The sequence below is a fragment of the Neptuniibacter halophilus genome, from assembly GCF_030295765.1.
GTDB lineage: Bacteria > Pseudomonadota > Gammaproteobacteria > Pseudomonadales > Balneatricaceae > Neptuniibacter > Neptuniibacter halophilus.
In genome coordinates, this window is the sequence record NZ_AP027292.1 from 2,001,299 (window position 1) to 2,014,974 (window position 13,676).

General features: G+C 55.5%; 12 protein-coding genes. 6 read left to right on the plus strand and 6 right to left on the minus strand.

Annotated elements, in window-relative coordinates:
- Positions 1–11: 11 nt before the first annotated feature.
- From QUD59_RS09220 to nfsA, 3 genes are read right to left on the minus strand one after another with little or no spacing between them, the layout of a single operon-like run.
- On the minus strand, positions 12–755 hold the full coding sequence (locus QUD59_RS09220; RefSeq protein ID WP_286236616.1) for a sulfite exporter TauE/SafE family protein: 744 nt from the start codon (positions 753–755) through the stop codon (positions 12–14).
- Between the two features lie 5 nt (positions 756–760).
- Positions 761–2,002: an EAL and HDOD domain-containing protein gene (locus QUD59_RS09225; RefSeq protein WP_286236617.1), complete on the minus strand. Its 1,242-nt coding sequence runs from the start codon at positions 2,000–2,002 to the stop codon at positions 761–763.
- A 53-nt stretch (positions 2,003–2,055) separates the two neighbouring features.
- A complete protein-coding gene (gene nfsA, locus QUD59_RS09230) occupies positions 2,056–2,793 on the minus strand; it encodes an oxygen-insensitive NADPH nitroreductase (protein WP_286236618.1) in 738 nt (245 codons plus the stop codon).
- A gap of 149 nt (positions 2,794–2,942) precedes the next feature.
- On the opposite strand from nfsA, the gene QUD59_RS09235 reads away from it, so the two are divergent.
- The 4 genes from QUD59_RS09235 to QUD59_RS09250 are packed head-to-tail and all read left to right on the plus strand — an operon-like array spanning position 2,943 to position 6,137.
- Complete coding sequence (locus tag QUD59_RS09235) at positions 2,943–3,632, plus strand: TIGR04282 family arsenosugar biosynthesis glycosyltransferase (RefSeq protein WP_286236619.1); 690 nt, start codon at positions 2,943–2,945, stop codon at positions 3,630–3,632.
- Between the two features lie 34 nt (positions 3,633–3,666).
- The gene (locus tag QUD59_RS09240; protein ID WP_286236620.1) at positions 3,667–4,578 is read left to right on the plus strand and encodes a radical SAM protein; all 912 of its coding nucleotides are present in this window, start codon (positions 3,667–3,669) and stop codon (positions 4,576–4,578) included.
- Positions 4,579–4,588: 10 nt separating this feature from the next.
- Positions 4,589–5,437 carry an S-methyl-5'-thioadenosine phosphorylase gene (gene mtnP, locus QUD59_RS09245; RefSeq protein ID WP_286236621.1) on the plus strand — a complete coding sequence of 283 codons (849 nt, stop codon included), beginning with the start codon at positions 4,589–4,591 and terminating at the stop codon, positions 5,435–5,437.
- On the plus strand, positions 5,430–6,137 hold the full coding sequence (locus tag QUD59_RS09250; RefSeq protein WP_286236622.1) for a TIGR04283 family arsenosugar biosynthesis glycosyltransferase: 708 nt from the start codon (positions 5,430–5,432) through the stop codon (positions 6,135–6,137). The genes mtnP and QUD59_RS09250 overlap by 8 nt, the downstream gene beginning before the upstream one ends.
- A 6-nt stretch (positions 6,138–6,143) precedes the next feature.
- On the opposite strand, the gene QUD59_RS09255 is transcribed toward QUD59_RS09250, so the two are convergent.
- Entirely contained in the window at positions 6,144–8,282 is a 2,139-nt protein-coding gene (locus tag QUD59_RS09255) for a dihydrolipoyl dehydrogenase family protein (RefSeq protein ID WP_286236623.1), read from the minus strand.
- Positions 8,283–8,422: 140 nt separating this feature from the next.
- On the opposite strand from QUD59_RS09255, the gene QUD59_RS09260 reads away from it, so the two are divergent.
- Both QUD59_RS09260 and QUD59_RS09265 read left to right on the plus strand, forming a co-directional pair.
- Positions 8,423–9,607 (plus strand): NAD(P)/FAD-dependent oxidoreductase, encoded by a 1,185-nt coding sequence (locus QUD59_RS09260; RefSeq protein WP_286236624.1) that lies wholly within the window; start codon positions 8,423–8,425, stop codon positions 9,605–9,607.
- On the plus strand, positions 9,594–10,388 hold the full coding sequence (locus QUD59_RS09265; protein ID WP_286236625.1) for an aldo/keto reductase: 795 nt from the start codon (positions 9,594–9,596) through the stop codon (positions 10,386–10,388). Before QUD59_RS09260 ends, QUD59_RS09265 begins: the two co-directional genes overlap by 14 nt.
- A 27-nt stretch (positions 10,389–10,415) precedes the next feature.
- Here the strand turns inward: QUD59_RS09265 and hldE are convergent, their stop codons facing one another.
- Both hldE and msbA read right to left on the minus strand, forming a co-directional pair.
- The gene (gene hldE, locus QUD59_RS09270; protein ID WP_286236627.1) at positions 10,416–11,846 is read right to left on the minus strand and encodes a bifunctional D-glycero-beta-D-manno-heptose-7-phosphate kinase/D-glycero-beta-D-manno-heptose 1-phosphate adenylyltransferase HldE; all 1,431 of its coding nucleotides are present in this window, start codon (positions 11,844–11,846) and stop codon (positions 10,416–10,418) included.
- A complete protein-coding gene (gene msbA, locus QUD59_RS09275; protein ID WP_286236628.1) occupies positions 11,847–13,637 on the minus strand; it encodes a lipid A export permease/ATP-binding protein MsbA in 1,791 nt (596 codons plus the stop codon). It lies immediately after the preceding gene.
- Positions 13,638–13,676 lie beyond the last annotated feature (39 nt).

The following is a 13,676-nucleotide window of genomic DNA, read 5'->3' on the forward strand; positions in this document are numbered from 1 at the left end:
GTGAACGGGATTCAGAGGTAGGTTTGCAGCGCCTGCCACAGCAAACGCAGCGCCAGCAGGGTGACCAGCGTTTTAAATATCAGCCGGAATTTTTCAGCCGGGATACGGTTGAGCATTTTCAGTCCGAGCCAGGTACCGGCCACTCCCCCGAGAATCATCAGGATAATCAGCGGCAGCCACTGCCAGAAAGCAAAGCCGACCAGTGAAAATACCAGCATTTTCAGCAGATGCTGCACGCTCATGCAGGCAGCAAAGGTAGCGGTGGTGGCTTCTTTGTCGTAACTCTGCCGATGCACAAAGCCGGCAACCAGCGGGCCGGAAGCCCCGACAAACATGGAGATAAAGGTCGTACCGCCGCCGGCCAGAAACTGGCCCTTTTCACTGAGCTGGGCGGAGCCGGGTTTCGGGCCCCATACCAGATAGAGAATGAACAGGGCCACGCAGAGCTGGATCAGTTCCAGGGGGAGCTGAATAACCACAAAGGAGGCGGCGAACGCACCCAGCAGAGCGCCGGCGCTGAAGCTTTTTACCATGCACCAGTCGATATGTTGCCGGGTCATGATCGCGCGGTTGCCGTTTGATCCGAGCTGGACCAGCCCATGAACCGGAATCAGTGCAGCGGCTGGCAGTACGGACGCCAGGATCGCCAGCAGCATGACACCACCACCAATGCCCATCGCTGCGGTGACGAAAGAGGTGCCCGCCGCTGATACAATCAGCAGCAGGACCAGATCTATGTTTTCCAGCAGTGGCACGGAACTCAGGCTGCAGCGCTGTCAGACAGGGTCATCATCACCTGTTGTGACCAGGTCAGGCTGTGACGGTAGGCAGCCTCGTAGTAAGCCTGATCCAGCAGTAGGTTCATCTGCTCGAAGTCACCGCTTTCATACTGGCTCACCTGCTGCAGTATCTGACCGAGCTGGCCTTCGTGATTGAGCAGTGCCGCTTTCACTTCGGCTTGCAGGGGTACCTGTTTGAGCAGGTCTTCCATCTCCATATCCAGCAGGACATCGAGTTTGGAGAACAGGCCGGTAATAAAGTTATTGATCGGCTGATCGCGTCCCAGCATCTCCGCCAGCAGTTCACACATCCGGCCGCGAACCAGCATGCTGCGGGTCAGCTCCTCCGGTTTCTCCTGCGTGTCGGTGACCAGGAACAGACTGACCCATTTACGGATCTGGTCGAAACCGAGCAGGCTGATGGCGTGGGAAAGCGATTCGATTTCACGCTGCAGGCTGAAGGCGGCAGAGTTAACCACGCGGAGAATCCGGTATGTCAGCAGAGGGTCATTGATCACCAGCTGCTCTACGGACTGAGCCGTCGCGTTAGGGTTCTGCAGTTCGACCATCATCTGCATCAGCAGTACTTTGCTGCTGCCGAGCTTTTTCCCTTTAACCGCTTCCGGCTTACTCAGGAAGTAACCCTGGAACAGAGCGAAGCCCAGCTCATGGCAGCGGCGGAACTCATCCTGACTTTCGACTTTGTCGGCCAGCAGTTCGAGATGGTAAGGGCGCAACTTCTGCACAACCTGCGGAAGCTGATCCAGACCGATAGTCTGCATATCCAGTTTCAGGATGTGGATAAGTTTCAGCAGTGGCTCATATTTGCTGTCGGGCCGGTAGTCGGAAAGGGCCAGACGATAGCCTTGCTTGGCCAGCTCGGCTACCCGTTCAACAAACTCAGGAGTGATATCGGAGTGGCCGAGAATTTCGAGAATGAAGTGCTCTTTTGGCAACTCCGGAAAGGTGTCGGCCATCAGGGTCTTGTCGGTCAGCTTGATATAGCAGGGCAGAGAGCGGACCTGACCATCCTGACAGATACTGGCATAGGTATTGAGAATAACTGAAGAGGTGGCCAGATGGTCATTGATCGTCTGCGGTGCTTTCTCAGCATCATTGCGATACAGCAATACGTAGGCGACTACATCCTGGCTTTTGTTAAATACGGGCTGCCGGGCAAGTAACAGATCAAGCGATTCTTCAGTATCGATTACTTCGCTCATAACTTTTCTCCGGCGACATCCTGACTGCGCATAACTTCTACCTTGAAAAAGGACTACTGTTTGATAAAACCTTTAGATTGTAAAAAAGAAAGCATATGAGGACGAGCCTCTTTTTGTAGCATACCGGAGATCTGTTCACTCCAGGTCATCTCTTTCTGTCCGCCGGTACGGGTTGCGTAATACTCGCGGACCGCATGATCGTAATCGGCGATGATCTCCCGGTCAGCGCTGTCATCATAGCTGTCCTGTTTCAGGACCACTTCAAGCGGCAGACGAGGTTTCACCTCAGGATTCTGATCCGGATGGCCGATGCACATACCAAATACCGGGTAACTCAGTTCCGGCAGGTTCAGGCTCTCTGCGACCAGATCGATCCGGTTACGCAGACCGCCGATGTAAACAATTCCCAGACCTTCGGACTCTGCGGCAATCGCGACATTTTGCGCAAACAGCGCGCAGTCGACCGTGGCGGTAATAAACTGTTCAGTGAATCCGGAGAGCATCTCGGCCTGATGCATTTCACAACTGATTTTATGTCGGTGCATATCGGCGCAGAACACCAGGAACACAGGAGCGTCTTTTACGTACGCCTGATTTCCCGCCCACTCGGCAAGCGAGCTGCGTTTTTCCGGATTATTTACCTGAATGACGGTACAGGCCTGAATAAAGCTGGAGGTGGCGGCGGCCTGGCCTGCCTGAACAAATCGGTTGACCTGTTCCTGGCTGACGGTCTGATCGGTAAATTTTCGAATTGAGCGGTGGGCGTTGAGTAAATCGATAACCTTGTTCATAGGAATCCTGCGTCTCTTTCTGTAGCCCTTTTTTAACACAGCCGCCGGGTTAGCAGAAGCTCTGATAAAGGATTAAAGCGGTGTTATCTGCTGAACTCTGAGGTTAAGCTCTGGTCTATCAAAAAGTTAGCGTTTAAGAGAATGTGATCTTGCCGGAAAAACAGGTATCTGCCACTCTGCTGCTGGTATGTAAAAAGCCGCTTCTAAATCAGGGGAAACAACGACTGGCCGCCACGCTGGGGGCTGAAAGTGCAGTGTTGCTGGCCCGTGCACTGCTGAATTGTGCGCTGGAGGATCTGGCGGACTGGCCGGGGCCGGTGGTGATCTCTCCTTCAACGGCAAAGGATACCGCCTGGGCACAGGCCCTGTTGCCGCAGCGCCCGGATCTTCTGGTGCAGCCACAGCCTTCGGGTAATCTGGGCGAACGTATTAATCAGGTGGATCAGGTGCTCAGGAAACAGGGGCATCAGAGAATCATCATTATCGGCAGCGATGCGCCGATGCTGACCGCCGAGCATTATGCAGAAGCGGCTCAGGCGCTGACGGAATACCCGGTGGTTTTCAGTGCTGCCGACGATGGTGGCGTGATCCTGATGGGGGCAAGACAGCCATGGCCTGAGTTGGGGCCGTTGCCATGGAGTACCGAACGGCTGGGGCAAGCGCTCTGTCAGACCTGCGCGGATCATGGGCTCAAAGCGGGTTTTATCCGACCGGGTTACGATATCGATCTGCAGGATGATCTGCTTAAACTGGCCGTTGATCTGGCGTCTGACCCACGGCCTGCGCGTCAGGCTTTACTCAAACAGATCGCGCAGGTGCTCCCAAAATCGTTTTTATAATTCTTAACCCGGGACTGATACCGAAGAGAAGCTGATGCAGTATATCCGTAGCGAAAACTGGTTTTACACCCCGCAGGGCGAAGCGCGGGGCTATATTGATCCACACCGGCTGCGTGAGCTCTGGTTTCATACCGGCACCGCCTGTAACCTGCAGTGCCCGTTTTGCCTTGAGGGCTCGGCACCGGGTGATAAACGTCTTGAACTGATTAAGTTTGACGATGTTAAGCCCTATATCGATGAAGCGCTTGAGCTGGGGGTTGAGCAGTTCTCTTTCACGGGGGGGGAGCCGTTTCTTGCCAGACAACTGGTTAAAATTCTCGCCTATGCAGCACAGCACCGGCCTTGTCTGGTTCTGACTAATGGCACTGAGGCGATTCAGCAACGCATGGATGAGGTAGCCGGCTTAAAGCAGGCCGCACATCCGGTCAGTTTCCGTATCAGTATCGATCATCCTTCGGCGGAGGCGCACGATGCGGGGCGGGGCGAAGGTAATTTCGTTAAAGCGATGTGCGGGTTACAGCGACTGCATCAGGCTGGATTTACCGTTTCAGTGGCCCGGCATATGCGAAAAGATGAAGATAAAGTGGCAGTTGAAGCGGCGTACCGGGCATTGTTTGCTGACTGGGAACTACCGCAGGATCTGAACATTGTCGCGTTTCCCGATTTTGCGACCCCCGGCAGTCTGCCGCAGGTGCCTCAGGTAACGACCGCCTGTATGACGACTTATCAGGATGAGGCGAGTCGGCGGGAGTTTATGTGTGCCTACAGTAAGATGATTGTGAAGAAAAATGGCCGGATGCGGGTCTATGCCTGCACGCTGGTCGATGATGATGAAGAGTATGATCTGGGCGCAAGCCTGAAACAGAGCCTGCAAGAGCGAATCAGCATGAAGCATCATCGTTGCTATAGCTGTTTTGCTTACGGCGCTTCCTGCAGTGAAGGTTAAGGAGAGCACGTTGTTAGCAATTATTGGCGGTACCGGTATCTATCAACTGGACGGACTGGAGGTCACTGCGGAGCATGCGCTGTCGACCCCTTTTGGCGATCCTTCTGCACCGGTTGTTCAGGGGCAGATGGCAGGTCAGGAACTGCTGTTTCTGCCGCGACACGGTCAGCAGCATCAGCTACTTCCATCGGAGGTGAACTACCGGGCCAATATCTGGGCGCTGAAAAAACTGGGCGCGACTCAGGTGATCGGGGTGTCTGCGGTGGGGAGTCTGCAACAGGAGATCCGCCCCGGCGATCTGTCGCTCCCTGATCAGTACTTTGATTTTGTTAAAGGTCCGCGGCAGAAAACCTTTTTCGGTAATGGCATCGCCGCGCATGTTTCTACGGCTGAACCGAGTTGTGCCTGTTTGGCGGACGGGCTGGAGCAGGCGGCAGGTTCCGTCGGGGAAAAAGTCCATCGGAATAAAACCTATGCCTGTGTTGATGGCCCGCGCCTGGGCACCCGGGCAGAGAGCTTCTTCCTGCGGGGTGCAGCGGGTTGTGATCTGGTGGGGATGACCAATGTGCCGGAGGTGTTTCTGGCGCGTGAAGCCCAGCTTTGTTACTGCACCATTGCGATCGCCACCGATTATGATTGCTGGCAGGATGACCCGGCTCAGCATGTCAGCGTTGAGCAGGTGATCAGCCGTTATGGTGAAAGTCTGGAACGGGCGAAACAGGTATTAAGTGCCTATATTCGCCGGCCACTGCACCGTGGCGATTGCGGCTGTCGCAGTAGTCTGGCAGCGGCGGTACTGACCCCTCGCTCAGCACTGAATGAGGCGCAAACTGAGCTGCTGGATCTGTTGAGTGCCTGAACCGCGATTGTCGGTGATTGTACCGGTCGGCCCCGGAGAGACCGGAATTCCATCGGGACTGCTGGCCGATCTGCGTCAGATTAAAGGAGCCTGGGAGCTGATCTTTGTTGGCTGCGACCCTGTCGCGCAACAGTCGTTGCAACAGGCAACCCGGTCGATAGCGGATTGTTGTTCACTGAGATGGCTGTTTGCGCCGGCGGGGCGGGCGCAGCAGATGAATCTTGGGGCAACTGAGGCGCGCGGCGAGTTTCTCTGGTTTGTGCATCTGGATAGCCGATTTTCAGTAGAGTTGAGTGAGCAGTTGCTGATTAATCTGCAGCGTTACCCTGAGCGTTTGCACTATTGCCGTCTGGCGTTTATGAACGACGGACCTGCATCCATGGGGGTGAACGCCTGGGGAGCGAATCTGCGTTCGCGATGGCTCGGCGTGCCTTTTGGTGATCAGGGCTTTGCCCTGAGCCGTGAGCTGTTCCGCTCAGCGGGAGGCTACCCGGAAGCCCGGTACGGTGAAGATCATCTGCTGGTATGGCGGTTACGTCAGCGTGGCATCTGTCTGCATGAATGCACCCGGCCGCTCTATACCAGCGCCCGCCGCTACAGGAATCAGGGCTGGATCAGGCTGACGCTGACCTACCAATGGCGCTGGTTGCGTCAGGCACTGCCGGAACTGATCCGGCTTATCCGACTGCGTTATTTCTGAGCCCCGTTATTTCTGACCCCGTTGCCAGCGGTGAAACTTCGCCAGCCAGTTGAGGATTCTTTGCGGCGCATGGGCGCGTTTCCACTCCCCGGCGGCATATTTATTGGCTTCACTCAGGGTCGGGTAGATATGGATGGTGCCAAGAATCTTGTTAAGACCAAGCCCGTGCTTCATGGCGGTGACATACTCGCTGATCAGTTCCGCCGCATGGGGGCCGGCAATAGTGGCGCCGAGAATTTTGTCGCGACCCGGTTGGGTCAGGACTTTAACAAAACCGCGATTACTGCCATCGGCAATTGCCCGGTCCAGTTCACTGAGGTCAAACCGGGTGACCTCGTAGGGAATACTCTGTGCCCGTGCTTCCTGTTCATTCAGGCCAACCCGGGCAACTTCCGGATCGGTAAAGGTTGCCATCGGGATCACTGCATAATCCACTTTAAAACGTTTGAAACGGCCAAACAGGGCATTAACCGATGCATACCAGGCCTGATGTGACGCTGCGTGGGTAAACTGGTAAGGCCCGGCCACATCGCCGCAGGCGTAGATATTCGGAAACCGGGTCTGCAGATATTCATTGACCCGCAGGGTGCCGTCAGGGTTGAGATCCAGAGCCAGATTCTCCAGCCCGAACCCTTCAGTATTGGCCTGGCGGCCGGTGGCCACCAGCACCTGATCGAAGCCGATCTCCTCAGTTTTGCCGCGGTATTCGCAGATCAGAAAACGTTCCCCGTCGCGCTCGATAAACTCGCGCAGTTTGCGTTGAGTGAGAATGTTGACCCCTTCGCTCTGCAACTGACGGCTGACCTCCGCAGAGAGATCCGGGTCCTCTTTCGGCAAGATCCGCTTGCCGCGCAGCAGCATCGTAACCTCGCTGCCAAAACGGGCAAAGCATTGCCCCAGCTCACATCCGATCGGGCCGCCACCGAGCACCAGTAAACGTTTTGGTTGCTCACGTAGTTGCCAGAGGTTGTCTGATGTCAGTGGTTGCATCGCCTCGATATTATTAATCGCCGGGATGTGCGGCCGGGCACCACTGGCGATGATGATATTACGGCAACTGATAATCTCCCCGTTTACCACCACTTCGTAGGGGTTCAGTATTGTCGCCTGACCCTGTATGCAGTCGACACCCAGGTTGGTGTAACGCTCGATGGAGTCATGGGGTTCGACCTGCTTCACGACCCGGGAGACCCGCTGCATGATCTCGGCGAAATCAAATTTCAGCTCCGCTTCTGCGATACCGTAGTGCTCGCTGTTTCGGCTTTCGGCAATAAACCGGGCCGAACGGATTAACGCTTTCGAGGGAACGCAGCCGGTATTCAGACAATCACCGCCCATCCGGTGTTTCTCCACCAGAGTGACTTTGGCTTTGACCGCCGCCGCGATGTAGGCACTGACCAGCCCGGCCGAGCCGGCGCCAATCACCAGCAGATTAGTGTCAAATCTATCCGGTTTTCTGAATCCGGCGTAAACCCGGTGCGCGCGGAATCGATCCAGCAACTTTTTTGCTACAAGAGGGAAGAGTCCCAGCAGAGAGAAAGAGAGAATCATTTCTCCGGAGAGAATGTCGCGGGTGGATTGCAACTGGCCCAGTTGCGTACCGGCATTGACGTAGACCGCCGTGCCCGCCAGCATCCCCAGTTGGCTGACCCAGTAAAAAGTCCAGAGGCGGATCCGGGTCAGCCCCATTGCCAGATTGATAGCAAAAAACGGAAACAGCGGAACCAGTCTCAGGGTAAACAGATAAAAGGCACCCTCTTTCTCGATACCCCGGTTAATCTTATCCAGCGTGCCTGCGAAGCGTTGCTGAATCTGATCGCGCAGCAGAAAACGTGAACAGAGAAACGCCAGTGTCGCCCCCAGCGTGCTGGCAAAAGAGATCAGCAGTAAGCCGGTGCTGAAACCAAACAAGGCCCCGCCAATCAACGTCATGATCGTGGCGCCGGGCAGAGAGAGGCCGGTGACAAGTACGTAGAGGGTGAAAAAAACCGCAGAGGTGAGCAGCGGCTGCTCACTCAGTTGCTGCTGAAACTGCGCCTGATTGGCTTTGATAAATTCAAGGTTCAGGTACTGGCCAAGATCGAAGGCGAAAAACGCTGCCGCAACCACAACAACCAGTAATATCAGCAGGGAGAGTTTTTTCATGGTGTGCGGGTTATCCTCAAAATCGGGCGGGCTGATAGCATTAGTCTGCCTGTGTTGGCTTTAGTTCCGTCAGGTCATTGCAGATCGGTGAGGCCGCTTCTTTGATTTAACTTGGCCCGGCCTGCGCTTATAATGCCGGCATGAATAATGTGCAGCTTGATCTTATCATCATTGGCGGCGGTGTCGCCGGACTGTGGACGCTGAACCGGGCGGTTAAAGCCGGGTTGAATGCGATTTTACTGGAAAAGGATTGCCTGGGCGGGGGCCAGACTGTGCGCTCTCAGGGGATCATTCACGGCGGTACGAAGTACGCGCTGAACGGCGTCCTGACTCAGGCATCGAATACCATCAAAGAGATGCCGCAGCGCTGGCGCGACTGTCTCGCCGGGCATGGCGAGCTCGACCTGACTCAGGTCCGCTTGTTATCGGATGCCCATTATATGTGGTCTAAAGGCTCTCTGGGCTCAAGGATGACGACCTTCTTTGCGACTAAGGCGTTCCGTGGTCGGGTGGAAGAGGTGTCTGCCGCTGACCGTCCGGCGGTATTTCGCAATCCCGGATTTAAAGGTTCGCTGTATCGGCTGAATGAGCTGGTGCTGGATGTGCCTTCACTGATTGATGCTCTGCGGGAACCGGTTGAAGAGCGGATTTTTCAGGCAGATATCTGTCAGGCTGAGCTGGTGTTTTCCGGCGATCAACTGACTGACATTCGTTTTCCCGATGGTCTGTGCCTGCAACCTCGGCAGGTCGTGCTGACTGCGGGTGAAGGGTTTGCCGAGCTGGCGCCACAATTGGGCCTGAACCAGCCAGAGATGCAGCGGCGTCCATTGCATATGGTGATGGTGAAGCATCGTCTTAACCTGCCAACTTTCGCCCACTGCATTGGTACCGGCAGTAAACCGGTGGCGACGATTACTACGCATCCTTGCGAAGATGGGGCTCAGGTCTGGTATCTGGGCGGGGATATTGCAGAAACCGGTGTTGAGCGCGGACATGATGAGCAGATCGCTTTTGCCCGCAAGGCGATGGCGGATCTGCTGCCCTGGGTGGATCTGAGCGATGCACAGTGGAACTGCCTCCGTGTGGATCGGGCTGAGCCAAAACAGTCTTCACTGGTGCGGCCCGATTCAGGTTTTGCGCAGGCGGCAGGTAATTGTATCGTCGCCTGGCCGACCAAGCTGGCGCTATCCCCGGATCTGGCGGATCAGGTCTTAGCGCTTTGTCCGGAACCGGGTTATCCACAGGCTGACCTCAGCGCTCTGTCGCTGCTGCCGAAACCCGCAACTACGCGTCCGGTATGGGAGAGTTATTTTGATCAGACGTAACTTTGCCGGGACCGGCCTTGAGGTCTCCCAACTGGGGCTGGGAACGGTCAAACTCGGGCGTGATAAAGGGGTTAAATACCCGTCTGGATTTAAGATTCCTTCGGATCAGGAGGCGCTGGCGCTGATCAATCTGGCGCGTGATCTGGGGATCAACCTGATCGATACTGCGCCGGCTTACGGTAACAGTGAAGAACGTCTCGGCCAGTTGCTCAAAGGGCAGCGGCATGAGTGGCTGATCTGTTCCAAAGTGGGCGAAGAGTTCGACAGCGAGACGGGCGAATCGAGCTTTAATTTCACTCCGGAACATGTGCGTTACAGTGTGGAGCGCAGCCTGCAGCGCCTCAATACCGACTATATCGATATGCTATTGGTGCATTCTGATGGGAATGATGAAGAGATTATTCGTCGCTACGGTATTCTGCAGCAGCTTCAGGAGCTGAAAGCGGAAGGTAAGATCCGTGTTACCGGTATGTCGACTAAAACGGTGGCGGGTGGCCTGCTGGCCCTGTCTCAATCCGACTGTGCCATGGTGACTTACAATCTGGCGCATCGGGAAGAGGAGCCGGTGCTCGATTACGCGGCTGCTGAGGGGAAAGGTATTCTGCTGAAGAAAGCGCTGGCATCGGGACATCTCTGTCTGGATCAGGAGCGCGACCCGGTGGCTGCCAGCTTCGAGTTTATCTTTGCGCATCCGGGCGTGTCTTCTGCGATTGTCGGTACGATCAATCCAGAGCACCTGAAAGCCAATGTGAAAGCGTTGGAGCAAGTATCTGGCCGGTAAGGTTTACCGGCCAGTCCGCTTAAAAGATTACTCTTTGTCCTGCTGGATTTTTTCCACAATCGCCGTGGTTGAACAGTTATCGAGGAACGAGAGCACTTTGACTTCCCCGCCGTAGCTGCGGACAAATTCACCGCCGACGACGCCCTCAATACCATAATCACCGCCTTTCACCAGTACGTCGGGACGTACCTGTTCCAGCAGACGCTCAGGGGTGTCTTCACTGAAGTACAGTACCCAGTCCACGGCTTCGAGTCCGGCAAGGACTGCCATCCGACGTTCAACCGGGTTGATCGGGCGACCGGGGCCTTTCAGGCGGCTGACGGATTCATCGCTGTTAATGGCCAGAACCAGACGATCGCCCTGAGCACGGGCCTGTTCCAGATAGCCGACATGACCGGCATGAAGAATGTCGAAACAGCCGTTGGTAAAGACGATCTTTTCACCGGCTGCGCGGGCATCAGCAAGGGCAATTTTGAGCTGCTCTTCGGTGACTACGCCGCGTTCTGCTCCCTGTTCCTGGCTGACGGCACGACGTAGTTCAGGTGCACTGATTGCAGCGGTACCCAGTTTGCCAACCACAATACTGGCGGCGATATTGGAAAGGGCAACGGCATTCGCCAGATCTTCACCGGCAGCGAGTGCGGCTGCCAGGGTAGATATCACGGTATCGCCGGCACCGGTTACATCAAAAACTTCACGCGCCCGGGCCGGGAAATGCAGTTCCTCCTGATTAGCCCGGATCAGGGTCATACCCTGTTCACTGCGGGTTACCAGCAGGGCTTCCAGTTCCAGATCTGCCAGTAACTGCTGGCCTTTACTGACCAGCTCTTCCTCGGTTGCACAAGGGCCGACGATGGTTTCAAATTCGGACAGGTTCGGTGTCAGCAGCGTTGCACCGCGGTAGCGGCCAAAGTCGGAGCCTTTAGGGTCGACCATCACCGCAACCTGTTTTTCGCGCGCCTGTCTGATCAGGCTCTGGCAGTCGGACAGGGTGCCTTTGCCGTAGTCAGACAGCACCAGCACGCTGACATTATCGAGCAGAGGGCTGACCGAGTTTTCCAGCCGGGCACTGTAATCTGCAGCAAACTTATCTTCAAAATCCAGACGAATCAGTTGCTGGTGGCGGCTGATCACGCGGAGTTTCGTAATCGTAGGTTCCTGATCGGTATGCGCAAAGACGCAGTTGACCCGTGCGGAACTCAATTGCTCCTTCAGCGCACGCCCGGCTTCATCTTCACCTACCAGACCTACCAGCGATACACCGGCGCCGAGCGCGGTAACGTTCAGGGCTACGTTGGCGGCACCGCCGGGACGATCTTCATGCTGTTCCACTTTGACAACCGGAACCGGAGCTTCCGGGGAGATGCGCGAAGTAGGGCCGTGCCAATAGCGATCCAGCATCAGGTCGCCAACGACCAGAACCTGCGCTTTGTCGAAACGTGGCATTTGAATTTTCATCTAGTTCTCTCCGCTACCGGCGTTATCGCCTGTCACTGTGTTGTCTTCGCTGAATTGCATATTGTAGAGGGCGGCATAAGCGCCTTTCAGATTGAGCAGTTCCTGATGGCTGCCCTGTTCAATAATCTGGCCTTTGTCCATCACCACAATCTGGTCGGCATCCTCAATGGTTGAGAGACGGTGCGCGATCACCAGCGTGGTCCGGCCTTGCATAACGTTGGTCATCGCTGCCTGAATATGGCGTTCCGATTCGGTATCCAGCGCTGATGTGGCTTCATCCAGAATCAGGATCGGTGCATTTTTCAGAATCGCCCGGGCGATGGCAATACGCTGTCGCTGACCGCCGGAGAGTTTGATCCCTTTCTCTCCGACTTCAGTGTCGAGCCCTTCCGGCAGGCGGCTGACAAATTCCATCACATGAGCGGCTTCGGCGGCGGCCAGAATCTCTTCATCAGTGCAATTTTCCATACTGCCGTAGGCGATATTGTCACGGATACTGCCCGCAAACAGCACGACATTCTGGGTTACCAGTGCGATCTGCTCGCGCAGATTACTCAGGGAGTAATCGGTCAGCGCTTTGCCATCGAGCAGGATACTCCCGGGTTGGGTATCGTAAAAACGCGGAATCAGGTTGGCCAGCGTCGACTTACCGCTGCCGGATTTGCCGACCAGTGCGATGGTCTGGCCTGGCTGGATATCCAGATTGAGATCTCTCAGTAGCGGTTTGTCAGGGGCATAGGAAAAATTGAGGTTGTTCAGCTCGAGATGACCTTTAACACCCTGCTGCCTGAGATTGCCCTGATCCTCTTCCCGTTCAGCATCGAGCAGTTGGAAGATACTTTCAGATGCAGCGATGCCTCGCTGTATAGTGGCATTGACTTCGGTAAGAGAGCGCAGCGGCTTGGCGATCAGGCCGGCGGCTGTGATAAAGGCGATGAACTCACCGGCACTCATGTCTGAAGCGATCATCGGGTGCAGTGCAAGAAAGATCAGCAACGCCAGAGCCGAGGAGACAATTAACTGCACGATAGGCGTGCTCAGCCCTTCGGTGATTGCCATCTTCAGGCTTTGTTTAAGGTTATGTTCGCTGGCACGGAAAAAGCGTTCTTTCTCGAACTGTTCACCACCAAAAATTTTGACAACCGGGATCCCCTGAATCGCTTCAGATGCCGCATGGGTAACATGGCCCATTGAATCCTGAATGCGGTGACCGAGCCGGCGGAAGCGTTTTGAAGCGTACATCACCACCAGAGCAATGAACGGCGAGGTGGCAGCAAATACCAGTGACAATTTCCAGTTGAGGAAGATCAGGTAGCAGAGCAGCAACAGAACCGTCATCCCTTCGCGGATGGCGATTTTAAGCGCATGGGTGGCGGCACTGGTGACCTGCTCGACGTTAAATGAAAGCTTGGAGAGTACCTGGCCGGACGCATTGTCATGAAAATACTGCAACGGCAGAGAGAGCAGGCGCTCGAACATTTCTGTACGCAGTTTGTGGACGATGTTGCGGGCCACATACACGGTAAAATAGTTCCCGGTAAAGGTACCTATGCCGCGGACAAACGCGATTCCCATCAGGGCCAGAGGGCCGTAGATATAGGCTTCTTTATTCTGATCGCCGATGGCGTCGACCAGATACTCCATCAGAGCGGCAAAAGCGGTCTGGCTCGCGGCATAGAGGATAAAGCCGACAATACCGACCGAGAAGGCGAGCAGATAGGGGCGTACATATTTCAGCAGGCGCAGGTAGACCCGCATACCGGTTTCCGGAGCAGCCGTGGTTTCTGTCATGAATCGTTACTTTGAATTGATGAAACAGGGGTTATTGTA

What these genes read in the sequence shown, in the direction of transcription:
- QUD59_RS09240 (WP_286236620.1), top strand. Translation starts at nt 3,667, where the DNA reads ATGCAGTATATCCGTAGCGAAAACTGGTTTTACACCCCGCAGGGCGAA.
- nfsA (WP_286236618.1), bottom strand. Translation starts at nt 2,793, where the DNA reads ATGAACAAGGTTATCGATTTACTCAACGCCCACCGCTCAATTCGAAAA.
- QUD59_RS09225 (WP_286236617.1), bottom strand. Translation starts at nt 2,002, where the DNA reads ATGAGCGAAGTAATCGATACTGAAGAATCGCTTGATCTGTTACTTGCC.
- QUD59_RS09260 (WP_286236624.1), top strand. Translation starts at nt 8,423, where the DNA reads ATGAATAATGTGCAGCTTGATCTTATCATCATTGGCGGCGGTGTCGCC.
- QUD59_RS09255 (WP_286236623.1), bottom strand. Translation starts at nt 8,282, where the DNA reads ATGAAAAAACTCTCCCTGCTGATATTACTGGTTGTTGTGGTTGCGGCA.
- msbA (WP_286236628.1), bottom strand. Translation starts at nt 13,637, where the DNA reads ATGACAGAAACCACGGCTGCTCCGGAAACCGGTATGCGGGTCTACCTG.
- hldE (WP_286236627.1), bottom strand. Translation starts at nt 11,846, where the DNA reads ATGAAAATTCAAATGCCACGTTTCGACAAAGCGCAGGTTCTGGTCGTT.